Annotated in this window: 23 protein-coding genes; 19 read left to right on the forward strand and 4 right to left on the reverse strand. The window is 55.4% G+C overall.

Annotated elements, in window-relative coordinates; genetic code table 11:
• Window positions 1-23 precede the first annotated feature (23 nt).
• From malM to ubiA, 3 genes are all read left to right on the forward strand, one after another.
• Entirely contained in the window at window positions 24-971 is a 948-nt protein-coding gene (gene malM / locus HV340_RS01375; RefSeq protein WP_181216256.1) for a maltose operon protein MalM, read from the forward strand.
• A gap of 180 nt (window positions 972-1,151) precedes the next feature.
• Complete coding sequence (ubiC, locus tag HV340_RS01380; protein WP_014168199.1) at window positions 1,152-1,649, forward strand: chorismate lyase; 498 nt, start codon at window positions 1,152-1,154, stop codon at window positions 1,647-1,649.
• A gap of 12 nt (window positions 1,650-1,661) precedes the next feature.
• Window positions 1,662-2,531, forward strand: a complete 870-nt coding sequence (gene ubiA / locus HV340_RS01385; protein ID WP_025206398.1) for a 4-hydroxybenzoate octaprenyltransferase — start codon at window positions 1,662-1,664, stop codon at window positions 2,529-2,531.
• A 64-nt stretch (window positions 2,532-2,595) separates the two neighbouring features.
• On the opposite strand, the gene plsB is transcribed toward ubiA, so the two are convergent.
• Entirely contained in the window at window positions 2,596-5,016 is a 2,421-nt protein-coding gene (gene plsB, locus HV340_RS01390; protein ID WP_020882845.1) for a glycerol-3-phosphate 1-O-acyltransferase PlsB, read from the reverse strand.
• Between the two features lie 154 nt (window positions 5,017-5,170).
• Between plsB and HV340_RS01395 the strand changes: the two genes are divergently transcribed.
• The 4 genes from HV340_RS01395 to HV340_RS01410 all read left to right on the forward strand — a co-directional run bounded on the left by HV340_RS01395 (window position 5,171) and on the right by HV340_RS01410 (window position 7,986).
• Entirely contained in the window at window positions 5,171-5,539 is a 369-nt protein-coding gene (locus HV340_RS01395; RefSeq protein WP_014168202.1) for a diacylglycerol kinase, read from the forward strand.
• Window positions 5,540-5,647: 108 nt separating this feature from the next.
• Window positions 5,648-6,256 carry a transcriptional repressor LexA gene (lexA, locus tag HV340_RS01400; protein ID WP_014168203.1) on the forward strand — a complete coding sequence of 203 codons (609 nt, stop codon included), beginning with the start codon at window positions 5,648-5,650 and terminating at the stop codon, window positions 6,254-6,256.
• Window positions 6,257-6,319: 63 nt separating this feature from the next.
• Window positions 6,320-7,657 carry an MATE family efflux transporter DinF gene (dinF, locus tag HV340_RS01405; protein WP_063925901.1) on the forward strand — a complete coding sequence of 446 codons (1,338 nt, stop codon included), beginning with the start codon at window positions 6,320-6,322 and terminating at the stop codon, window positions 7,655-7,657.
• A 119-nt stretch (window positions 7,658-7,776) separates the two neighbouring features.
• Complete coding sequence (locus tag HV340_RS01410) at window positions 7,777-7,986, forward strand: CsbD family protein (RefSeq protein ID WP_014168205.1); 210 nt, start codon at window positions 7,777-7,779, stop codon at window positions 7,984-7,986.
• A 48-nt stretch (window positions 7,987-8,034) separates the two neighbouring features.
• Here the strand turns inward: HV340_RS01410 and zur are convergent, their stop codons facing one another.
• The gene (zur, locus tag HV340_RS01415) at window positions 8,035-8,547 is read right to left on the reverse strand and encodes a zinc uptake transcriptional repressor Zur (RefSeq protein WP_014168206.1); all 513 of its coding nucleotides are present in this window, start codon (window positions 8,545-8,547) and stop codon (window positions 8,035-8,037) included.
• 115 nt (window positions 8,548-8,662) lie between these two features.
• Here zur and HV340_RS01420 point away from each other — a divergent pair, with 115 nt between their 5' ends.
• From HV340_RS01420 to pspG, 4 genes are all read left to right on the forward strand, one after another.
• A complete protein-coding gene (locus tag HV340_RS01420) occupies window positions 8,663-9,151 on the forward strand; it encodes a cupin domain-containing protein (protein WP_149377033.1) in 489 nt (162 codons plus the stop codon).
• Window positions 9,152-9,321: 170 nt separating this feature from the next.
• Entirely contained in the window at window positions 9,322-10,632 is a 1,311-nt protein-coding gene (traF, locus tag HV340_RS01425) for a conjugal transfer protein TraF (RefSeq protein WP_014168208.1), read from the forward strand.
• A gap of 82 nt (window positions 10,633-10,714) precedes the next feature.
• Window positions 10,715-11,710: a tRNA dihydrouridine(20/20a) synthase DusA gene (gene dusA, locus HV340_RS01430; protein ID WP_181216257.1), complete on the forward strand. Its 996-nt coding sequence runs from the start codon at window positions 10,715-10,717 to the stop codon at window positions 11,708-11,710.
• 136 nt (window positions 11,711-11,846) lie between these two features.
• Window positions 11,847-12,089, forward strand: coding sequence for an envelope stress response protein PspG (gene pspG, locus HV340_RS01435; RefSeq protein WP_020882842.1), 243 nt, complete (start codon window positions 11,847-11,849; stop codon window positions 12,087-12,089).
• Between the two features lie 185 nt (window positions 12,090-12,274).
• Here pspG and HV340_RS01440 read toward each other — a convergent pair whose 3' ends face one another.
• Window positions 12,275-13,258: a quinone oxidoreductase gene (locus HV340_RS01440; protein ID WP_181216258.1), complete on the reverse strand. Its 984-nt coding sequence runs from the start codon at window positions 13,256-13,258 to the stop codon at window positions 12,275-12,277.
• A 66-nt stretch (window positions 13,259-13,324) separates the two neighbouring features.
• Between HV340_RS01440 and dnaB the strand changes: the two genes are divergently transcribed.
• From dnaB to HV340_RS01480, 8 genes are all read left to right on the forward strand, one after another.
• Window positions 13,325-14,737, forward strand: coding sequence for a replicative DNA helicase (gene dnaB / locus HV340_RS01445; RefSeq protein WP_008503375.1), 1,413 nt, complete (start codon window positions 13,325-13,327; stop codon window positions 14,735-14,737).
• Window positions 14,738-14,753: 16 nt separating this feature from the next.
• On the forward strand, window positions 14,754-15,833 hold the full coding sequence (gene alr, locus HV340_RS01450) for an alanine racemase (RefSeq protein ID WP_014168212.1): 1,080 nt from the start codon (window positions 14,754-14,756) through the stop codon (window positions 15,831-15,833).
• Between the two features lie 22 nt (window positions 15,834-15,855).
• On the forward strand, window positions 15,856-16,413 hold the full coding sequence (gene pnuC, locus HV340_RS01455; RefSeq protein WP_025206391.1) for a nicotinamide riboside transporter PnuC: 558 nt from the start codon (window positions 15,856-15,858) through the stop codon (window positions 16,411-16,413).
• Window positions 16,410-17,420, forward strand: coding sequence for an AAA family ATPase (locus HV340_RS01460; RefSeq protein ID WP_079231501.1), 1,011 nt, complete (start codon window positions 16,410-16,412; stop codon window positions 17,418-17,420). Before pnuC ends, HV340_RS01460 begins: the two co-directional genes overlap by 4 nt.
• A gap of 75 nt (window positions 17,421-17,495) precedes the next feature.
• A complete protein-coding gene (gene tyrB, locus HV340_RS01465) occupies window positions 17,496-18,689 on the forward strand; it encodes an aromatic amino acid transaminase (RefSeq protein ID WP_138613135.1) in 1,194 nt (397 codons plus the stop codon).
• Window positions 18,690-18,942: 253 nt separating this feature from the next.
• Complete coding sequence (gene aphA, locus HV340_RS01470; protein ID WP_014168217.1) at window positions 18,943-19,656, forward strand: acid phosphatase AphA; 714 nt, start codon at window positions 18,943-18,945, stop codon at window positions 19,654-19,656.
• A 113-nt stretch (window positions 19,657-19,769) separates the two neighbouring features.
• On the forward strand, window positions 19,770-20,186 hold the full coding sequence (locus HV340_RS01475) for a secondary thiamine-phosphate synthase enzyme YjbQ (RefSeq protein WP_014168218.1): 417 nt from the start codon (window positions 19,770-19,772) through the stop codon (window positions 20,184-20,186).
• 2 nt (window positions 20,187-20,188) lie between these two features.
• The gene (locus HV340_RS01480; RefSeq protein WP_014168219.1) at window positions 20,189-20,542 is read left to right on the forward strand and encodes an MmcQ/YjbR family DNA-binding protein; all 354 of its coding nucleotides are present in this window, start codon (window positions 20,189-20,191) and stop codon (window positions 20,540-20,542) included.
• 3 nt (window positions 20,543-20,545) lie between these two features.
• Here HV340_RS01480 and uvrA read toward each other — a convergent pair whose 3' ends face one another.
• On the reverse strand, window positions 20,546-23,368 hold the full coding sequence (gene uvrA, locus HV340_RS01485; protein ID WP_014168220.1) for an excinuclease ABC subunit UvrA: 2,823 nt from the start codon (window positions 23,366-23,368) through the stop codon (window positions 20,546-20,548).
• Between the last annotated feature and the right edge of the window lie 151 nt (window positions 23,369-23,519).

Consider the following 23,519-nt stretch of genomic DNA (forward strand, 5'->3'; position numbering starts at 1 on the left):
TCACGCTATCAGAGGTAATAACAATGAAAATGAAGAAAAGTCTCGTCGCGCTGTGCCTCTCTGCGGGGCTGCTGGCCTGTGTTCCGGCGATCACCTTCGCAGATGTCAATTTCGTGCCACAAAATACCAGCGCTGCGCCTGCCATTCCGGCGGCGGCACTCCAGCAACTGACCTGGACGCCGGTTGACCAATCCAAAACCCAGTCAACCCAACTTTCTGCGGCAGGCCAACAGCTTAACGTGCCGGGGATTGCCGGTCCGGTTGCCGCTTTCAGCGTCCCGGCCAATATTGGTGAGCTGACCCTGACGCTGACCAGCGAAGTAAGCAAGCAGACCAGCGTATTTGCGCCTAACGTCCTGATTCTGGATCAAAACCTGACGCCATCTGCCTTCTTCCCGAGCGACTATTTTGGTTACCAGGAACCTGGCGTCATGAGCGCTGACCGCCTCGAAGGCAAAATGCGCCTGACGCCTGCTCTGGGACAGCAGAAGATTTATGTCCTGGTCTTCACCACGGACAAAGATTTGCAGCAGACCACTAAGCTCACCGACCCGGCAAAAGCCTATGCCAAAGGAACCGGTAACTCTGTTCCGGATATCCCGGATCCGTTAGCGCGTCATGTCACCGACGGGTTGCTGAAGCTGAAAGTCTCAACAAACAGTGCTTCCAGCGTACTGGTTGGCCCTCTGTTTGGTTCATCCGGTACAGGCCCGGTCACGGTGGGGAACACTGCTGCGCCTGTGTATGCCGCACCCGTTGCTACGGCTCCGGCTGCAACCGCAGCCCCAGCTCCGGCGAAGAAAGCCGAGCCGGTACTGAACGACACCGAAGAATACTTCAATAACGCCATTAAGCAGGCGGTGAAGCGCGGCGATGTCGACAAAGCGCTGAAACTGCTTGATGAAGCCGAACGTTTAGGTTCAACCACTGCCCGTTCCACCTTTATCAGCAGTGTAAAAGGCAAGGGGTAACCGTTTCCCCACAGTGCTGATTTGTTAGTAGTTTAGTGCGCCTGAGTGGGCGCACTTTTTTTGGTGTCACACGGGCTGTTGCGCTCTTGTTGCGATCGTGATCGTTAAATAACGTTTGGCCCCCCTCAATCCGCTTTTCTGCGATACAATGCCATTACGTTATGTATCGGAGAGTCTGGCATGTCACACCCCGCGCTAACGCAACTGCGTGCGCTGCGCTATTTCGACCAAATACCTGCGCTTGACCCGGAGCAACTGGACTGGCTGCTGCTGGAAGATTCCATGACTAAACGTTTCGAGCAGCAGGGCAAAACCGTTACGGTGACCCTGGTTCAGGAAGGGTTTGTCTCTTGCGCTGAGATCGCCTCTGAGCTGCCCCTGTTGCCGCAGGAAGAACGCTACTGGCTGCGCGAAATTTTACTCTGTGCAGACGGTGAGCCATGGCTTGCCGGACGAACGGTCGTTCCCGAGTCCACCCTTTCCGGGCCAGAGCTGGCGCTACAACGGCTGGGGAATACGCCGCTGGGGCGTTATCTTTTCACGTCGTCCGAGCTTACCCGGGATTTTATTGAGATTGGTCGCGATGCCGAACTGTGGGGGCGTCGTTCCCGCCTTCGCCTGAGCGGTAAACCGTTAATACTGACGGAGCTTTTTTTACCGGCATCGCCGTTGTACTAAGAGGAAGAAAAAATGGAGTGGAGCCTGACGCAGAATAAGCTGTTGGCTTATCACCGCTTGATGCGTACAGATAAACCCATCGGCGCGCTGTTGCTGCTGTGGCCGACCCTATGGGCGCTATGGGTAGCAACACCAGGGGTACCGCCGCTGTGGATCCTGGGGGTGTTCATTGCAGGCGTCTGGCTGATGCGTGCGGCGGGCTGCGTGGTCAATGACTATGCGGATCGTAAATTCGACGGGCACGTAAAACGTACGGCCCATCGTCCGTTGCCCAGCGGGCAAGTGACCGAAAAAGAGGCCCGTACGCTGTTTATCGTACTGGTGCTGCTCTCTTTCCTGCTGGTGTTAACCCTGAACACCATGACCATTCTGCTTTCAGTTGCGGCCCTGGCTCTGGCCTGGGTTTATCCGTTCATGAAGCGCTACACCCACCTGCCTCAGGTGGTGCTGGGCGCGGCGTTTGGCTGGTCGATCCCGATGGCGTTTGCGGCGGTGAGTGAGTCCGTCCCGTTAAGCTGCTGGCTGATGTTCCTGGCGAACATTCTCTGGGCCGTGGCATACGACACGCAATACGCGATGGTTGACCGCGACGATGACCTGAAGATTGGCATTAAATCGACGGCGATCCTCTTCGGACGTCATGACAAGCTGATCATCGGTATCCTGCAGGTTGCGGTGCTGGCGTTAATGGTGACGATGGGTTACCTGAACGGGCTCAACTGGGCGTTTTACTGGGCCGTGCTGGTGGCGGGAATGCTGTTTGTCTACCAGCAGAAGCTGATTGCGAAACGTGAGCGTGAAGCCTGCTTCAAGGCGTTTATGAATAACAACTATGTCGGTCTGGTGCTGTTTTTAGGGCTGGCGATGAGCTACTTTTCGTAAAAAAACGGCAGCCAGAAGGCTGCCGTTTTTGTTTTCATCGCAGGTCATCAGACCGCTGCACGCTTCACTCGCCTTGCGTCGCACTTTCAATCGTTAAACGCACATCAGACGTGATCAGTTCGGCCAGCATCTGGTACACCTTCAGCGTCTCTTCCGGCTCTGCATCACCCGTATCACTGATAAACCCTTCATCACGCAGCGTCAGCACCAGAGAGCTGAAGACCGCTTTGTCGAAGAATTCCGGGGCGTTAATCCCGTGCAGAACAGACAGGCGCTGTGCCAGCGTCCGGCTCTCTTTCTCGAGCGTACCGCGGTTAATGGACGGATTCGCGCTCAGCAACCAGAAGGTAATGGCGTAGCGCTGCAGGGTTTCGCGTGCGCCCGCCGCCAGCAGTTGCAGGGTACGGGACCGTGACGGATTGATATGCAGCTCGTCATTCGTGACGGTAATCAGCCCCTGACGACGCAGCTCTTCGGTCAGTTTATCCAGCTCAGTCGCCAGTTCGTCCTTGTCCCAGCGCAGGAACAGCTCCGCTTTCAGCATTGGATAGAGCGTTTCAACATGACGCAACAGCTCCTGACGCGAGATGCGACGATGCTGGGTGATGATGGCCGCCATGAGCGAGGGCAGCATCAGCATATGCGCGATGTTGTTGCGATAGTAAGTCATCAGCACCGCCTGCTCGCGCGGGAGAATGATGATGTCGCCGATGGTGTCCTTTTCGACTTCAAACTTGTTCATCTGCAGGGCATGCTCGATAAGCTCGCTTGCCGTGCTTACCGGTACGGTCGAATCCACCGAGTACGGCACGTTGCGCATCATGTCGAGATAGCAATCCAGCTGCTCCGTAAGCTGTTCACGGGTCAGTGAACGCTGACGAGAGGCCAGAAGCGCCGTACAGCACAGGTTCATGGCGTTTGCCGCACCGGCGTTGTTAATACGCACCATCAGTTCAGAGGCGATGCTGTTGACCGTAGGCGTCAGCCAGGCCGGGCGAATCGCTTCGATAGGATCGATAGACTCGCGCCACTCCGGAACATGGTTGTTCAGGTAGGTCATCAGCGGCATCGGCTCGCCAAAGTTGACGTAGCCCTGGCCAAGGTTGCGTAACTTGCTCAGGCCGCGCAGCATCTGCGGCAGGCTCTCTTTCTCTTTGGTCGCACCGCGCAGCTCTTTGGCGTAGGTGCCCACTTCCATCACGTGTTCGTAGCCAATGTAGATGGGTACCAGGGTGATCGGGCGGGTTCCCCCGCGCAGCATCGCCTGAATGGTCATCGACAGCGTGCCGGTTTTAGGATCGAGCAGACGACCGGTACGGGAGCGACCCCCTTCCACGAAGTATTCAACGGAATAACCGCGGCTGAACAGCTCGCCAAGATATTCACGGAATACGGTGGAGTAGAGCTTGTTGCCCTTAAAGGTACGACGGATAAAGAACGCCCCCAGGCGGCGGAAAATCGGGCCGGCTGGCCAGAAGTTCAGGTTAATGCCGGCAGCGATGTGCGGCGGTACCAGACCCTGGTGATAGAGCACATAGGAGAGGAGCAGATAGTCCATGTGGCTGCGGTGGCAGGGGACATAGACAATCTCATGGCCATCATGGGCCAGCTGGCGTACGCGCTCGGCGTTATGAACGTTGATGCCCTGATAGAGGCGGTTCCACGTAAAGCCCAGGATACGATCGGAAAGACGAATCATCTCGTAAGAGAAGTTCGCGGCAATCTCTTCCATCAGCGCAATAGCGTTCTGCTGTGCTTTCTCATGGGAAATCTTTTTGCTGCGCGCTTCGTCTTCAACGGCCCTGGCAATCGCTTTGGAGGCCAGCAGCTTGTTGAACAGGTCCTGACGTGCAGGAAGACGCGGGCCGACGGCAGCCAGACGCTGACGGGCGAAGTGCATACGCGCCACGCGCGCCAGTTTTTGCGCGATAATTTTGTCGGTGCCGTGTTCGTCCGCCATACGGCGCAGCGAAACGGACGGGGAGAAACGCACGAAGCTGTCACGTCCCAGCCAGGAGACCGCGAAGAATTTCTGAATGCCGTTAAGCATGCGCAGCGGTGGGTTCTCTTCACCTTTCTCTCTGCCCGGGCGGCGACCAAACATCACCGATACCGGCACCATCTGCACATCCAGACCCGGATTGCTGCGGTGCAGGTCGAGATAGTCGTGGAAAAGCTTGATGGACTCTTCCTTTGGCGTGTAATAGGTAAACACGCGCGGCCCGCCGTGAATGAACACATAGCGCGGCAGCAGAGTGCCGTCGACTTCGAGGGGTTCAAGCGGGTCAGGTAAATCATGCGCCAGACACTGGGCGCGAAGCGTCAGTAGGTCTGCCTTCGAGTTATAAGGCAAAACGTACATAATTGGGCGTGACGTATCGAGCCCCAATTCCAGCGCGGGTTCCGCTGGGATAGACTTGCTTTTTACCAGGACGCTTAATGGTAAATTAAGTAATTTGTAGTAAATTCGTGGCCAGCCGGACATAAACGATGTAAAGCCTCTGGTTAATAATGCAATTGCGGCGCAAGGATAACAGAAAGCGCGCAAAATTTCTGTTGTTACCCGTCATACTTCAGGCAGCAGCGAAACACGCTGCGCCTACTGTTACTGACGCTATTTTAATTAAAAGGTTCTTTTAATGGCCAATAATACCACTGGGTTAACCCGAATCATCAAAGCCGCCGGCTATTCATGGAAAGGTTTCCGTGCCGCGTGGGTCAATGAAGCCGCGTTTCGCCAGGAGGGCGTCGCCGCTATCATCGCGGTGATTATCGCCTGTTTCCTTGATGTTGATGCGATTACCCGCGTTTTGTTGATCGGCTCCGTGCTGTTGGTGATGATAGTGGAAATTCTCAATAGCGCTATTGAGGCCGTGGTGGACCGTATCGGCTCTGATTTCCATGAGCTCTCCGGCCGGGCGAAAGACATGGGGTCTGCTGCCGTATTGCTGGCGATTATCACTGCGGTCATCACCTGGGTCACGCTGCTTTGGTCACATTTCCGATAAGCCTCGAGAAATAATTAAGTCCCTGGTTTTTTGTGCAGTTTTTGGTTCCAAAATCGCCTTTGACTGTATATACTCACAGCATAACTGTATATACACCCAGGGGGCGGAATGAAAGCGTTAACGACCAGGCAGCAAGAGGTGTTTGATCTCATCCGGGATCATATCGGCCAGACGGGTATGCCACCCACGCGTGCGGAGATCGCTCAGCGTCTGGGTTTCCGTTCTCCGAATGCTGCCGAAGAACACCTGAAAGCGCTGGCGCGTAAAGGCGTCATTGAGATTGTATCGGGCGCTTCACGTGGCATCCGTCTACTGGTGGAAGAAGAGACAGGCATTCCGCTGGTGGGCCGTGTCGCGGCAGGTGAACCTTTGCTGGCACAACAGCATATTGAAGGTCACTATCAGGTTGACCCGGGCATGTTTAAACCGAGCGCAGATTTCCTGCTGCGCGTCAGCGGCATGTCGATGAAAGATATCGGTATTCTGGACGGCGATCTGCTCGCAGTTCATAAAACCCAGGACGTGCGCAACGGGCAAGTTGTGGTCGCGCGTATTGACGATGAAGTTACCGTTAAGCGTCTGAAAAAGCAGGGTAACACCGTCCAGTTACTGCCTGAAAACAACGAGTTCTCCCCGATTGTTGTGGATCTCCGCGAACATAACTTCTCTATTGAAGGGCTGGCTGTTGGGGTTATCCGCAACGGTGAATGGCTGTAATCATGTCATAACAGGCTACGGACCTGCCGTAGCCTGATTCAATCTCCACTGCCGGTATTTTTCATGTCACTGCTGACGACATCAGATAAGGCATTGTGGCGTCTTGCACTGCCAATGATTTTTTCCAATATCACCGTCCCTCTGCTGGGACTGGTAGACACGGCTGTTATTGGTCATCTGGATTCCCCCGTTTATCTGGGCGGCGTCGCGATCGGCGCGACGGCAACCAGCTTCCTTTTTATGCTGCTGCTCTTTTTGCGTATGAGTACCACCGGGCTTACGGCTCAGGCGTACGGCGCAAAAGATCCGTTGCGTCTGGCGCGAGCGCTGGTACAACCCTTGATCCTTGCCCTGGGCGCGGGTGCGCTGATCGTGGTGTTGCGCACGCCACTGATTGATCTGGCGCTGCATGTCGTTGGCGGTAGCGAGGCGGTACTTGAGCAGGCGCGGCGCTTCCTTGAAATTCGCTGGCTCAGCGCGCCTGCATCACTGGCGAACCTGGTTCTGCTTGGCTGGTTACTCGGCGTGCAGTATGCCCGTGCGCCAGTCATTCTGCTGGTGGCAGGCAATCTTCTCAACATCGTGCTTGATGTCTGGCTGGTGATGGGTCTGCATATGAACGTGCAGGGCGCCGCGCTGGCGACGGCAATTGCAGAATACGGTACCTTTTTCATCGGCCTGTGGATGGTCTGGCGCGTGCTGGCCCTGCGCGGTATCTCGCTTGCGATGCTCAAAACCGCGTGGCGCGGTAATATCCGCACGCTGCTGGCGCTTAACCGCGACATTATGCTGCGCTCATTACTGCTTCAGCTCTGCTTTGGCGCGCTGACGGTCTTTGGGGCGCGACTTGGGCCGGAGATCGTCGCGGTTAATGCGGTCCTGATGACGCTGCTCACCTTTACCGCGTATGCGCTGGATGGCTTTGCCTATGCCGTTGAAGCCCATTCCGGGCAAGCGTATGGCGCACGCGAAAGCGGCCAGCTCCGCGAGGTGTGGCGGGCCGCCTGTCGTCAGTCAGGCCTGGTGGCGCTGGTGTTTGCACTCATTTACGCCTGTCTGGGTGAACAGATCGTTGCTTTACTCACCTCCCTCCCATCGCTGCGCGAACTGGCGAGTCACTATCTCTTCTGGCAGGCAATCTTACCGGTGGTGGGCGTGTGGTGTTATCTGCTGGACGGCATGTTTATTGGCGCGACGCGAGGTGCGGAGATGCGCAATAGCATGGCGGTCGCTGCGGCGGGATTTGGTCTGACGTTGCTGACGCTGCCGTATCTGGGCAACCACGGTTTGTGGCTGGCTCTGGCGGTTTTCCTCGCGTTACGTGGCCTGTCGCTGGCCTTTATCTGGCATCGTCACTGGCGAAATAACACCTGGTTGCCTTCCCGCCACGATATATCGTGACGGTTAAAGATTCCGAATATAAAAACAACTGCCGGATCCTTAACTACAATAATAATCACGTCCAGCAGAAAAGAACGAAGCGGACGAAACTTACAGACGCTTAACACGAGGACACGATTATGAATAAAGACGAAATCGGCGGCAACTGGAAGCAGTTCAAAGGTAAAGCGAAAGAACAGTGGGGTAAGCTGACGGATGATGATATGACCATCATCGAAGGTAAACGCGATCAGCTGGTGGGTAAAATTCAGGAACGTTACGGCTACGAGAAAGATCGTGCTGAAAACGAAGTGAAAGACTGGGAAACCCGTAACGATTATCGCTGGTAATCCTTTACTCCCCCTGAGGGCGGCTTCGGGCCGCCTTTTCTTTTGCCGTTAACGCGGCTTTTTCTTCACCAGTACCGAATGGTCGTGCTGGCACTCATCCTGGTGTCGACAGGCTTCTACCTCTACGCAGGCTGAGCACAGGCCGTGCGCTTCAATCACGTTATGACGCAACGCAAAGCCCATTTTGGCTGCCAGCGTATGCATAATATCTTCAACGCCTTCCGCACCTTCTTCCTTCACGCTGCCGCAGCGATCGCAGATAAACATGGCCGACGTATGGGTTGGCTGATCGAACAGATGGCACAGCACATAGCTGTTTGTCGATTCAACTTTATGCACAAAGCCCTGTTCCAGCAGGAAATCCAGCGCGCGGTACACCGTTGGCGGTTTAGCCTGTGGCTCGCTTTCGCGCAGCAGATCAAGCAGATCGTACGCGCTGATCGCGCCCTGCTGCAGGCTCATCAAACGTAATACTTCAAGGCGCTGCGGAGTCAGGCGCACATTGCGTTGCACGCACAGCTTTTCTGCCTGCGCTAACAGCTCTTTTGTGGACTTATCCATTTAGCACCCCGGATGTTATAGGCTGGAAAACCCCCACTTTATCATGTTCTGCTAAAAACACCGAGATCCGCCAGGCTGTGCTATACCTGACGCAACGCAATCCGGGGAATAAACGATGAAAAGACCTGACTGTATTCGACACTGGCGCGACATAGAAGGCGCAGATGACTCAACCTATCCCGACAGTAGTGAACGTTTTTCCATTGGCGCACCGCTGGCGCGTAAGCTCGGCCTTGGACGCATTGGCATACACCATGAGCGTTTACCGCCAGGCCGACGGACCTCTTATCCACATGCTGAAAGCGACGAAGAAGAGTTTATCTACGTGCTTGAAGGCTACCCTGAAGCCTGGATTAACGGATATTTATGGAAACTTGAACCTGGCGACAGCGTGGGCTTTCCCGCCGGAACCGGGGTCTGTCATACCTTCATCAACAACACCGGCGAAGAGGTACGGCTCCTGGTGGTGGGTGAGGCCAACAAGAAGCATAACCGTATCTATTATCCGCTTAATCCGGAGTACGCCGCCACGCGCGACGATCGCTGGGTAGACCACCCTCCTCAGTTTTTCGGACCGCACGATGGAAAACCTGGGAAAAAATAATTTCCTCTTCTATAAATATTGAGGGCCGTCACAAATAACAACAGGCCTGGCGGGAATTTAACTTAAGGAAATAGCGGGTCTTTTTGCACTTATTCACAGCAATAGTTCGTTCCTGTTTGGGAGATAACAGACAGGGGTTATTTAATAACAGACTATAAGACGAGCATACTGTGAAAAAACATTTTAAATTTTCGGTGGTTAGCATCGCTGTCTCCTTGTTTATGGCAAATCAGGCGGGAGCAGCCAATACCTGGACAGAATCACGTAGCGACGCCATGGGGGGCACGGGTGTCGCGGCCGGAAACTATGGCAGCGGGGCGTTAATCAACCCTGCGCTACTGGCGAAGGCGAAACCGGACGACGATGTGACGGTCATTTTACCGTCCGCTGGCGTGCAGGTGACCGATGAAGACAATCTTCAGGATGAGATTGATACCATCAATGATAAAATCAACCATTACAAAGACGTGGTTGATAACCTTACACCGATTGAAATCATTACCAACCCGTTAGGTTCCATCAACCAGTTCCAGGGCGCGGCGAAAGATCTCGCCGATGAGCTGGACTATCTTAAGGGCAAAACGGCACGCGCCACGGCGGGTGCGGGGATAGCCGTCAGTATTCCTAACGATGTCCTTTCCGTGGCCTTTATGGCTAAAGGCTATGCCCACGGACGCGTCAGTTCTTCTATTGATCAGCAAGATATTGATTACCTGCGCGGTATTCAACGCAGCGATGCGGTGGCTGCCGGCGTTGCACTGGACGCTGCGCTGAACGGCACCGATCAAATCACGAAAAACCTCAACTCAACGGCGTCTGGCCGGGCGGCAATTGTCTCCGACTATGGTATCGCGGTGGCGCGTCAGTTCGAGCTTGGCGGTGTTCCGGTGTCTGTTGGCGTCACTCCAAAACTGCAAAAGACCTGGGTCTATAACTACACCACCTCCATTTACGATTATGACAGCAACAAGTGGAATGACAGCCGCTACCGTACTGACGACACCGGCTTTAACGTTGATGCCGGTATCGCGGCCGATTTTGGTGAGCACTGGACGGTCGGCGTGAGCGGACAAAACCTGATGTCACGCGATATCGACACCAAAGACATTCGCATCCGCAACGGGCGCACGGGTGAGGTGGTGAGCTATAAAGACACCTACCAGATCCGCCCTCTGGTTACCGCGGGTGCCGCCTGGCATAACGATCTGGTGACGTTAACCGCCGATGGCGATCTGACGGAAACCAAAGGCTTCAAAAGCGAAGACACTTCTCAGTATGTTGGCGTAGGCGCCGAAGTGACGCCGCTGAACTGGCTGGCGGTGCGTGCGGGTTTCCGTGCTGACATGAAAGGTAACGACAGCAATGTCTTTACTGGCGGTGTCGGTTTTGCACCGTTTAACACGGTCCATGTCGACCTGATGGGCCTGTACGGTGAAGACGAGACCTGGGGCGCAGGCGCCCAGCTGAGCATGACCTTCTAAAGTGCACCGGAGGCGCTGCGCCTCCGGCTTTTCTTTGTGCTATAGTAGCGCCCCCTTTTCACCAGATGCTTAAAACTTCGCCATGTCGTCAGAATTACAGACTGCTTTCCCTGCACACCGTTTCTCCATTGCGCCGATGCTCGACTGGACGGACAGACACTGTCGCTACTTCCTGCGTCAGCTCTCCCGCCATACGCTGCTGTACACCGAAATGGTGACCACCGGAGCAATTATTCACGGAAAGGGCGACTATCTGGCCTACAGCGAAGAAGAGCATCCGGTTGCGCTGCAGCTTGGCGGTAGCGATCCCGCTGCGCTGGCGCAGTGTGCGAAGCTTGCAGAAGCGCGCGGCTATGACGAGATTAACCTTAACGTTGGCTGTCCGTCTGATCGTGTGCAGAACGGCATGTTCGGCGCGTGTCTGATGGGCAATGCATCGCTGGTGGCAGACTGCATCAAGGCGATGCGCGATGTGGTTTCCATTCCGGTGACGGTCAAGACCCGTATCGGCATTGACGACCAGGACAGCTACGAATTTCTCTGCGATTTTATCAATACGGTCTCCGGCAAAGGCGAGTGCGAGATGTTTATCATCCATGCGCGTAAAGCCTGGCTCTCAGGACTTAGCCCGAAAGAGAACCGTGAAATCCCGCCGCTGGACTACCCGCGCGTGTACCAGCTAAAACGTGACTTCCCGCAGCTCACGATGTCGATCAACGGCGGCATTAAATCGCTGGAAGAGGCCAAAACACACCTGGAGCATATGGATGGCGTAATGGTCGGGCGCGAGGCGTATCAAAATCCAGGCATTCTGGCGACGGTCGACAGGGAAATCTTTGGCGTTGAAGGCGCAGATACCGACCCGGTGGCCGTGGTACGCGCCATGTATTCCTACATTGAGCGTGAGCTGAGTAACGGGACGTATCTTGGTCATATCACCCGTCATATGCTGGGCCTGTTCCAGGGGATCCCGGGAGCACGCCAGTGGCGTCGTTACCTTAGCGAGAACGCGCATAAAGCCGGTGCAGATATCGAGGTGCTGGAACACGCGCTACGTCTTGTCGCTGATAAGCGATAATTTTCGCTAAAAGATCGTCAAATTCACCACGCCTCGCACACCCGTGCGGGGCGTTTTGCTTTAAGAACAGCGGGTTATGGTTGGCATGATTCTTGTAGTGATCGCGGTATCATTCGGGAACGCGTGGGAGAGCACCATGTTAGAACTACTTTTTGTGATTGGCTTTTTTGTCATGCTGATGATGACGGGGATTTCCCTGCTCGGGATTCTGGCGGCTATCGTCGTGGCGACGGTGGTCATGTTTATCGGGGGATTATTTGCCCTGACGCTGAAGCTCCTGCCGTGGCTGCTGCTGGCCATTGCCGTGGTGTGGGTGATACGGGCGATTAAATCACCAAAACTGCCCACTTATCAGCGCAATAACCGTTTTCGTTACTAAGGTATTGAGGTGTTCGTCACATACCTGCAACTTTTCCGGCAGCATTGCTTAGAACAGAATAGGATTTACTTATCGAATCTGTCACTATGACTGCCGCTAAAGAATTCATCGAGCTGTACCCTACATACAGCCGAACTAAAAAAAAGAAAGGGCTTCCCACGGGAAGCCCAATTTCTTTTTAGGGGTCAGGGAATTAACAGACTTGAACCCTGTGTCGCTCTGCTCTCCAGCACCTCATGTGCACGCCTGGCATCGGTTAGCGCGTATTTCTGCGCCTCCGCCACATCCACTTTAATCACGCCGCTGGCGATCAGCGAAAAGAGCTCGTTGCTGGCCTCGATCAGCTCTTCCCGGTTAGTGATATACCCCTGCAGGGAAGGGCGAGTCACATACAGCGACCCTTTCTGGTTGAGAATGCCAAGATTAATGCCGGTCACAGCGCCCGAGGCGTTGCCGAAGCTCACCATCAGCCCGCGACGCTGCAGACAATCCAGCGACGCCTCCCAGGTATCTTTACCCACCGAGTCATAAACCACGCGCACCTTTTTGCCGTTGGTTATCTCTTTGAGGCGCTCAGCAATGCTCTCTTCACGGTAGTTAATCACCTGCCAGGCGCCAGCCTGAAGCGCGCGCTGGGCTTTTTGCGCGCTGCCCACCGTGCCGATAAGTTTTGCACCGAGCGCTTTGGCCCACTGACAGGCGATCAGCCCCACGCCGCCCGCCGCGGCATGAAACAGGAACTGCTCGTCAGGTTTGATCTCATAGGTTTTGCGCAGCAGATAATAGACCGTGAGCCCTTTCAGGAATGAGGCGGCCGCTTGTTCAAACGAGATGGCATTTGGCAGAAGGGCGGCTTTATCGGCCGGCACGTTGTGCACGGAACTGTAGGCACCCAGCGCGGATTGCGCGTACACCACGCGATCGCCCTCTTTAATATGCTTAACGGCACTGCCCACTTTGAGCACGACGCCTGCCGCTTCCGTTCCCAGTCCGCTTGGCATGGAGGGAGGCGGATAGAGACCGCCGCGAATATAGGTGTCGATGTAGTTAATGCCGATGGCTTTGTTTTCAACCTGAACTTCGTTTTCACCAGGCGCTGCGAGGGTAAACTCCACCGCGTTTAACACTTCTGGCCCACCATGTTTCTGGAATTCAATGCGCGTTGCCATGCTCCCTCCGTCAGAAAAATATGGTAATCTTTCGACCCACTCTTTATCTCGGTAACTCCATTCACTATGGCAGGAAACAAACCCTTCAACAAACAGACTGAACCTCGCGAGCGTGATTTCCAGGTCGCAGGATTAAAAGTCCCGCCGCACTCGATTGAAGCGGAACAGTCGGTGTTGGGCGGTTTAATGCTGGATAACGAACGCTGGGACGACGTCGCCGAGCGCGTGGTGTCCGAGGATTTCTATACCCGTCCGCACCGTCATATCTTTACCGAAATGGCACGTCTGCAGGAGTCGGGCAGCCCGATTGACCTTATCACGCTCGCGGAATCGCTGGAGCGTCAGGGGCAACTGGACAGCGTGGGTGGGTTTGCTTACCTGGCGGAACTGTCAAAAAACACGCCAAGTGCGGCGAACATCAGCGCTTATGCCGATATTGTGCGCGAACGTGCAGTTGTTCGTGAGATGATCTCGGTGGCGAATGAGATCGCCGAAGCCGGTTTTGATCCGCAGGGGCGTACCAGCGAAGACCTGCTTGATCTCGCCGAGTCCCGCGTCTTTAAAATCGCGGAAAGCCGGGCAAATAAAGACGAAGGCCCGAAAAATATCGCTGATGTGCTTGATGCTACCGTCGCGCGTATTGAACAACTGTTCCAGCAGCCGCACGACGGTGTCACCGGCGTGAACACCGGCTATGACGATCTCAATAAGAAAACCGCGGGTCTGCAGCCGTCGGATTTGATTATCGTCGCGGCGCGTCCCTCCATGGGTAAAACGACATTTGCGATGAACCTCGTCGAAAATGCGGCGATGTTGCAGGACAAGCCGGTTCTTATCTTCAGTCTTGAGATGCCATCAGAACAGATCATGATGCGTTCTCTGGCGTCGCTGTCGCGCGTGGATCAGACCCGTATCCGTACCGGCCAGCTCGACGATGAGGACTGGGCGCGTATCTCCGGCACCATGGGTATCCTGCTGGAAAAACGGAATATTTATATCGATGACTCCTCCGGCCTGACGCCGACGGAAGTGCGCTCCCGTGCGCGCCGTATCGCCCGTGAACATGGCGGCATTGGCCTTATCATGATTGACTACCTTCAGCTGATGCGTGTGCCGTCGCTGTCCGACAACCGTACGCTGGAAATCGCAGAGATTTCCCGCTCGCTCAAGGCGTTAGCCAAAGAGTTGCATGTGCCCGTGGTGGCGCTGTCGCAGCTTAACCGCTCCCTGGAACAACGTGCTGATAAGCGCCCGGTCAACTCCGACCTGCGTGAATCGGGCTCCATCGAGCAGGATGCCGACTTAATCATGTTCATCTACCGTGATGAGGTTTATCACGAGAACAGCGACCTGAAAGGGATCGCCGAAATTATTATTGGTAAACAACGTAATGGCCCTATCGGTACGGTACGTCTGACCTTTAACGGACAGTGGTCGCGTTTCGACAACTACGCCGGTCCTCAATATGATGATGAGTAATTTCTAAGGAATTCAAATGCAAGCGGCAACTGTAGTCATTAACCGCCGCGCTCTGCGACACAACCTGCAACGTCTGCGTGAACTGGCCCCCGCCAGTAAACTCGTTGCAGTCGTGAAAGCGAACGCTTACGGACACGGTCTTATTGAGACCGCGCGAACGCTCCCCGATGCCGACGCCTTTGGCGTCGCCCGTCTTGAAGAAGCCATCCGCCTGCGCGCGGGTGGGATCACTCAACCGATTTTGCTGCTGGAAGGCTTTTTTGAAGCGGCAGATCTGCCGACCATTGCTGACCAGCATCTGCACACCGCGGTACATAACGAAGAACAACTCGCGGCGCTGGAAACCGCCGAGCTGAGTGAGCCTGTCACCGTCTGGATGAAGCTCGATACCGGCATGCACCGTCTGGGCGTGCGCCCGGAAAAGGCGGACGCGTTTTATCAGCGTCTGTGTCAGTGCAAAAACGTCCGTCAGCCGGTGAATATCGTGAGCCACTTTGCCCGTGCCGATGAGCCCGAGTGTGGCGCGACCGAGCAGCAGCTGGATATTTTTAATACTTTCTGCGAAGGCAAGCCAGGAATGCGCTCCATTGCCGCGTCTGGCGGTATTTTGCTGTGGCCGCAGTCGCACTTCGACTGGGCGCGTCCAGGCATTATTCTTTACGGCGTCTCTCCGCTGGAGAACAGACCCTGGGGGCCGGATTTTGGTTTCCAGCCGGTGATGTCCCTTGTGTCTAACCTGATTGCCGTGCGCGATCACAAAGCGGGTGAGCCCGTGGGCTACGGCGGAACGTGGACCAGCGAGCGCGACACACGCCTTGGCGTGGTGGCGATGGGCTATGGCGACGGTTATCCCCGCGCCGCGCCGTCTGGCACGCCGGTACTGGTCAATGGCCGTGAAGCGAACATCGTGGGCCGCGTGGCGATGGACATGATCTGTATTGACCTCGGGCCAGATGCCCAGGACAAACCGGGTGATGACGTGGTGATGTGGGGTGAGGGTTTGCCTGTTGAACGCATCGCTGAAATCACAAAAGTGAGTGCTTACGAACTTATCACGCGCCTGACATCAAGGGTTGCGATGAAGTACATCGATTAACAGACCTTTCCAGGGAGGGGTAATGTCACCATCCGAAATGGCCGCTTGTCTGGCTTATGCCCTCTCGGTCTGGCTGGCTGCCAGAAACAGTATTCACACGTGGTGGATAGGCATCATCGGCAGTGGGCTTTATGGCTGGGTCTTTTATTCGGTTCAGCTTTACGCTGACGTTACCCTGCAGCTCTTTTTCATCATCACCAGCATCACCGGCTGGGTGCACTGGCTCAAAGGTCATCGCGGGGAGGTATTGCCCGTTCGGCGTACCCCGCCCAGACATTTCTTCATCCTGCTCGCCTGCGCCCTGCTGGTGGCCGCGGGTTATGGCCTGATCTTGCATCGCTACACTAACGCCTGGGCCCCCTGGGTGGACTCCGTTATTTTGACATTTAGCGTGCTTGCACAGTTTATGTTAATGGGGCGACGCCTGGAGAACTGGTACGTCTGGCTGGCTGTAAACACGCTGGCGGTACCGTTATATGCGATGAGAGATCTGCATTTGACCGCGGGTTTATATCTGGTGTTTTGGTTTAATGCCTGGCACGGTTTATATCAGTGGCGTAAGGAGATTCGCACCCAGTGAAGCCTTATCGCGACGGTCTGGTTGTGGGCAAATTTGCGCCATTACACGTGGGGCATGAAGCGCTGATAAATGCTGCGCTGGCCCAGTGTGAGACGGTCTATATCATCAGTTATTCGCGTCCGGAAATCCCGGGTTATGACCCCGACAAGCGCCTTCACTGGTTAAGCGCGCGCTTCCCGCAATGTCATCACCTTGTGCTGACACCGGAGGTCATCGCGACCCATGCGCTTGAACCACTTCCGCATAATGATGCGGATGCCGATCTTCACCGGCATTACGTGGCAACGCTGTGTGAAAAAATACTTCACTGCCAGCCACAGGCCGTATTTACCGCCGAAGACTACGGCGACGGATTTGCGGCGGTGTTAAGCCAGCGTTTTGGCAAGCAGGTTACCCATGTCCGCCTCCAGCGTCCGAAGGGGCCTGAGGCGCCCTCGGGAACCCTGATACGTTCCGATGTCCATCGCTACCGCACGATGATGTCCCCGGAGGTCTACCGTAGCTTTGTCTTTCGGATTTGTTTATTGGGGGGCGAATCGACAGGGAAAAGCACGCTTTCCCGCGCGCTGGCGACGACGCTCAACGCCCCGTTTGTCGCCGAGTTTGGCCGAGAATACTGGGAAGAGAAGAATGGCGTGCTGGGATGCGACGATCTGCTGCATATTGCCCGCGAGCAGGTGCGTCGTGAAGCGATGGCCAGCACGGCTCCCTTCCTGGTTTGCGATACCTCGCCCTTAACCACGCTGTTTTATATGCTCGACCAGTTTGGCAGCGCGCCACGCGAGCTAGAGGAATTAGCCGGGCGCGCATATTCTCTGGTGGTGCTCTGTGGCGATGAGTTTCCTTTTGTTCAGGATGGTACCCGTCAGGGGGCTGCATTCCGCCAGCGACAGCAGGCATGGTACATCCGCGCGTTAACAGACAGAAATATCCCCTATCTGCCTGTTTCTGGTTCGCTCGCTGAACGCATCGAACAGATTCGACGACATCTGCAGGAACGGATCTGATATCGCTCTCGATCTTCTGTCATATCCGGTTTATTGTTGAAATCCCTGCCTCATCGAATTCCGGAGAATCATCGCGTGTTTCAGAAAGTTGACGCCTATGCCGGCGACCCCATTCTCTCCTTAATGGAGCGTTTCAAAGAAGATCCTCGCAGCGACAAAGTTAACCTCAGTATTGGTTTGTATTACAACGAGGAGGGCATTATTCCTCAGCTGCAAGCCGTGGCAGAAGCGGAAGCGCGTCTTAACGCCGTCCCGCACGGGGCCTCGCTCTATCTGCCAATGGAAGGGTTAAACAGCTACCGCAACACCATTGCGCCGCTGCTGTTTGGTGCCGATCACGCCGTGCTGACACAAAAACGGGTGGCGACCATCCAGACGCTGGGTGGCTCGGGCGCATTAAAAGTTGGCGCTGACTTTCTGAAAAAATACTTCCCGGATTCTGGCGTGTGGGTCAGTGACCCGACGTGGGAAAACCACGTGGCGATTTTTGAGGGCGCGGGCTTTACGGTGCAGACCTATCCGTGGTTTGACAGCGAAACCAATGGCGTGCGTTTTGACGCGCTGCTGGAAAAACTGAATACGCTGCCGGAGCGCAGTATTGTTCTGCTGCATCCGTGCTGCCATAACCCGACCGGTGCAGACCTGACTAATGCCCAGTGGGATGCGGTAATCGACGTGCTGAAGACGCGTAACCTGATCCCTTTCCTCGACATCGCCTATCAGGGCTTTGGCGCGGGCATGGAAGAAGATGCCTACGCTATCCGCGCCGTTGCCAGCGCCGGACTGCCTGCGCTGGTCAGCAACTCGTTCTCAAAAATCTTCTCCCTGTATGGTGAGCGCGTCGGCGGCCTGTCAGTGGTCTGTGAGGACGCTGAAGCGGCCGGGCGAGTGCTCGGTCAGCTGAAGGCGACCGTGCGCCGCATTTACTCCAGCCCGCCAAACTTTGGTGCGCAGGTAGTCGCCACGGTACTGGGTGACGATCGGCTGAAAGCGTCGTGGCTCGCTGAAGTGGAATCTATGCGCAAGCGCATCCTGACAATGCGTCAGGAGCTGGTCGACGTGCTGAAAGAGGCCGTCCCAGGGCATAATTTTGACTATCTGCTTAAGCAGCGCGGGATGTTCAGCTACACCGGCCTCAGCGCGGCTCAGGTCGATCGCCTGCGTGAAGAGTTCGGCGTCTACCTGATTTCCAGCGGCCGTATGTGCGTGGCGGGGCTTAATGCCAGCAACGTTCATCGTGTTGCGCAGGCGTTTGCTGCAGTGATGTAAGCACTCACTATCATCGCTCTCTCCCTGCGGGAGAGGGCCGAATGAGAGCATCAGGACGCACAAAAATCTTGCCCGGTGGCGCTGCGTCTACCGGGCTTTCAGACCCCATCCGCGCTTTGTGATCTTCTTCTTTTTATTCAGCTTCATAAGTAAAAACTCCTTCCCTTCATCTCCCCCCGGGGTTATGGTCGGATAGTTTTTTGACCATTCACTCAAAATAAAACGATAACAAACTGAATATTCAGGGGAAAACATGCGCAAGATCACACTGGCGCTCAGCGCCGCCTGCTTATTATTCTCGCTAAATAGTGCCGTCGTGGCGCGCGCTTCCGCACCGACGCCACTTTACACCGGCACAACAGCCGCCATGCTTGCCGAGCAAGCACCTGTTCACTGGGTATCCGTAGCCCAAATCGAAAATAGCCTGTTAGGGCGCCCTCCAATGGCTGTAGGCTTTGATATCGACGATACGGTCCTGTTTTCCAGCCCGGGATTCTGGCGGGGCAAAAAAACCTACTCACCGGACAGCGAAGCGTATCTGAAGAACCCCGAGTTCTGGGAAAAGATGAATAACGGCTGGGACGAGTTCAGCATTCCTAAAGAGGTGGCGCGCGCGCTTATCGCCATGCACGTTAAACGCGGTGACAGCATTTACTTTGTGACCGGACGCAGCCAGACCAAAACCGAAACCGTCTCTAAAACGCTGCAGGATGATTTTCAGATCCCGGCTTCCAGCATGAATCCGGTTATTTTTGCCGGCGACAAACCCGGCCAAAACACCAAAACCCAATGGCTGGAACAGAAGAACATCAAAGTCTTCTATGGCGATTCAGATAACGATATCACCGCCGCGCATGACGTCGGAGCCAGAGGGATCAGGGTGTTACGCGCCTCAAACTCTACGTATCGACCGTTGCCAATGGCCGGAAAGTTTGGCGAAGAAGTAATTGTTAATTCTGAGTATTAACCGCCGGGCGGCGAGGCTGCCTCTTTTTTAATCAAATCTCGCCGCTGTGGGTTTTACCTTTCGCTTTCTTGCTGCACACTTAGAAAGATTCATCTTTCATAACGGAGCAGCACATGTGGTATCAACAGACCCTGACCTTAAGCGCGAAACCTCGTGGATTTCATCTGGTGACTGATGAAGTCATTGGGCAAATTCGCGACCTCTCGCGCATCAGGACGGGGTTACTGCATCTGCTGCTTCAGCACACGTCAGCCTCTCTCACGCTTAATGAAAATTGCGATCCCACCGTCCGGTCTGACATGGAGCAGCATTTTCTCAAAACCGTTCCGGACAACGCCCCTTATGAACATGACTATGAGGGAGCAGATGACATGCCGTCGCATATCAAATCCTCTCTGCTGGGCGTATCGCTGATGCTGCCGGTGCACAATGGTCGGTTACTGCTGGGAACGTGGCAAGGGATCTGGCTGGGAGAACATCGTATTCACGGTGGTTCGCGTAAAATTATCGCAACGCTACAAGGGGAATAAAGATGACAATTTCGGAGCTACTTCAGTACTGCATGAGTAAACCTGGCGCTGAGCAAAGCGTTCACAGCGACTGGAAAGCCACGCAGATTAAAGTGGGGGATATTCTGTTTGCGATGGTGAAAGAGGTTGAGGGTCGCCCGGCGGCGTCACTGAAAACCAGCCCGGAACTGGCGGAGCTGTTACGCCAGCAGCACCATGACGTCCGGCCAAGCAAGCATCTCAACAAAGCGCACTGGAGCACCGTTTATCTCGACGGTTCACTGCCGGGTTCGCAAATTTACTATCTGGTGGACGCGTCTTATCAGCAGGCGGTAGAGCTGCTGCCGGAAGCGACCCGACAGCAACTCTCCGTGTGACAATTACAGCAACGGTTTGAGGAAGCGCGCGGTGTGCGAGGCTTCGCACTCTGCAACGGTCTCTGGCGTACCGGAGACGAGGATTTCACCGCCGCCGCTGCCGCCTTCCGGGCCGAGATCGACAATCCAGTCCGCGGTTTTAATCACGTCCAGGTTGTGTTCAATGACCACAATCGTGTTGCCCTGATCGCGAAGCTGATGCAGAACATCAAGCAGCTGCTGGATATCGGCAAAGTGCAGACCGGTGGTCGGCTCATCGAGAATGTACAGCGTCTGGCCGGTACCGCGTTTGGAGAGCTCACGCGCCAGCTTCACGCGCTGTGCTTCACCGCCAGACAGCGTGGTGGCAGACTGCCCCAGACGAATATAGGTCAGGCCCACATCCATCAGCGTCTGCAGCTTACGCGCCAGCGCAGGAACCGCGTCAAAGAACTCACGCGCCTCTTCGATGGTCATATCCAGCACTTCGTGGATGGTTTTGCCTTTGTACTTAATCTCCAGCGTTTCGCGGTTATAGCGTTTGCCTTTGCACTGGTCGCACGGCACGTAAATATCCGGCAGGAAGTGCATCTCAACCTTGATAACCCCGTCGCCCTGGCACGCTTCACAGCGTCCGCCGCGCACGTTAAAGCTGAAACGTCCTGGCGTATACCCGCGTGAACGCGCTTCCGGCACACCTGCAAACAGTTCACGTACGGGTGTGAACACGCCCGTATAGGTGGCAGGGTTGGAACGCGGAGTCCGCCCGATTGGACTCTGATCGATATCGATCACTTTATCGAAATGCTCCAGCCCCTGGATGTCACGGTACGGCGCCGGTTCGGCCAGCGTCGCGCCGTTCAGCTGCGTCTGCGCAATCGGGAACAGCGTATCGTTGATCAGCGTCGACTTACCGGAACCGGATACGCCGGTGATACAGGTAAACAGCCCAACCGGCAGCGTCAGCGTCACATCTTTCAGGTTATTGCCGCGGGCGCCGGTCAGCTTCAGCACTTTTTCCGGGTTCGCCGGTACACGCTGTTTCGGCACTTCAATCTTGCGCTTGCCGCTCATGTACTGGCCGGTCAATGACTCCGGCACCGCCATAATATCTTTCAACGTTCCTTCCGCGACCACCTGACCGCCGTGTACGCCAGCGCCCGGGCCGATATCGATAACGTGGTCAGCGGCGCGGATCGCGTCTTCATCATGCTCAACCACAATCACCGTGTTACCGAGATTACGCAGGTGGACAAGCGTGCCGAGCAGACGCTCGTTGTCACGCTGGTGCAGGCCGATTGAGGGTTCATCCAGCACATACATCACGCCGACGAGGCCTGCGCCAATCTGGCTCGCGAGGCGGATACGCTGAGCTTCGCCACCGGAGAGGGTCTCTGCGGAGCGGGAAAGCGTCAGGTAATTCAGGCCGACGTTCACCAGGAACTTCAGACGATCGCCGATCTCTTTCAGGACTTTTTCCGCGATTTTCGCGCGCTGGCCGGAGAGCTTCAGGTTGTTGAAGAAGTCCATCGCGTGACCGATGCTCATGTCTGAGATGGTCGGCAGCGCCGTGTTTTCAACAAACACATGGCGAGCTTCACGGCGCAGACGCGTACCTTCACAGGTCGCACAGGAACGGTTGCTGATAAACTTCGCCAGCTCCTCGCGAACCGCGCTGGATTCGGTCTCTTTGTAGCGGCGCTCCATATTGTGCAGCACCCCTTCAAACGGGTGACGGCGCACGGAGGTATCACCGCGATCGTTCATGTACTTGAACTCGATGTTCTCTTTGCCGGAACCGAACAGCACCACTTTGTGCACGTTCGGGTTCAGGCTGGCCCACGGGGCTTCGACGTCGAATTTATAGTGCTCTGCCAGCGACTTCAGCATCTGGAAATAGTAGAAGTTGCGGCGATCCCATCCGCGGATCGCACCGCCAGCCAGCGACAGCTCCGGGTTTTGGATCACGCGGTCCGGGTCAAAATATTGCTGTACGCCCAGTCCGTCACACGTCGGACAGGCGCCCGCCGGGTTGTTGAACGAGAACAGACGCGGCTCCAGCTCGCGCATGCTGTAACCACAAATCGGACAGGCAAAGTTGGCGGAGAAGAGCAGCTCTTCCGCTTTCGGGTTGTCCATATCGGAGACCACGGCCGTACCGCCAGAGAGTTCCAGCGCGGTTTCGAAGGATTCGGCCAGGCGGGTCGCCAGATCGTCACGGACTTTGAAACGGTCAATCACCACTTCGATGGTGTGCTTTTTCTGCAGCTCCAGCTTAGGCGGATCCGACAGGTCACACACTTCGCCGTCGATACGGGCGCGGATATAGCCCTGGCTTGCCAGGTTCTCCAGCGTTTTGGTGTGCTCGCCCTTACGCTCTTTAATGATGGGCGCCAGCAGCATCAGGCGTTTACCTTCCGGCTGCGACAGCACGTTATCCACCATCTGGCTTACGGTCTGCGCGGCCAGCGGGACGTCGTGATCCGGGCAGCGCGGCTCACCCACGCGTGCATACAGCAGACGCAGGTAGTCATGAATTTCGGTAATCGTACCAACCGTTGAACGCGGGTTATGCGAGGTGGATTTCTGCTCAATGGAGATAGCAGGTGATAACCCTTCAATATGGTCTACATCCGGTTTTTCCATCAGTGACAGGAACTGACGTGCGTATGCAGAGAGTGACTCCACGTAACGACGCTGTCCTTCGGCATATAAAGTGTCGAAAGCCAGTGAGGATTTGCCAGACCCCGAAAGCCCGGTCACGACGATGAGTTTGTCGCGAGGGATTATGAGGTTGATATTCTTGAGATTGTGGGTGCGGGCGCCCCGAACTTCGATCTTATCCATTCACCTTTCCCGGTTGGAACACGGATTGCCTGGTTTGTTTGAAGGACAAACGGCTGTCAGAAACGGCTAATTATGACACAAAATGACCTGTTTGAATATACAGTATTGGAATGCATTTTCTGATTCACTGTGTAACAATGTCGAGTTCGCG

The organism is Enterobacter sp. RHBSTW-00975 (assembly GCF_013615235.1).
Classification (GTDB): domain Bacteria; phylum Pseudomonadota; class Gammaproteobacteria; order Enterobacterales; family Enterobacteriaceae; genus Enterobacter; species Enterobacter ludwigii.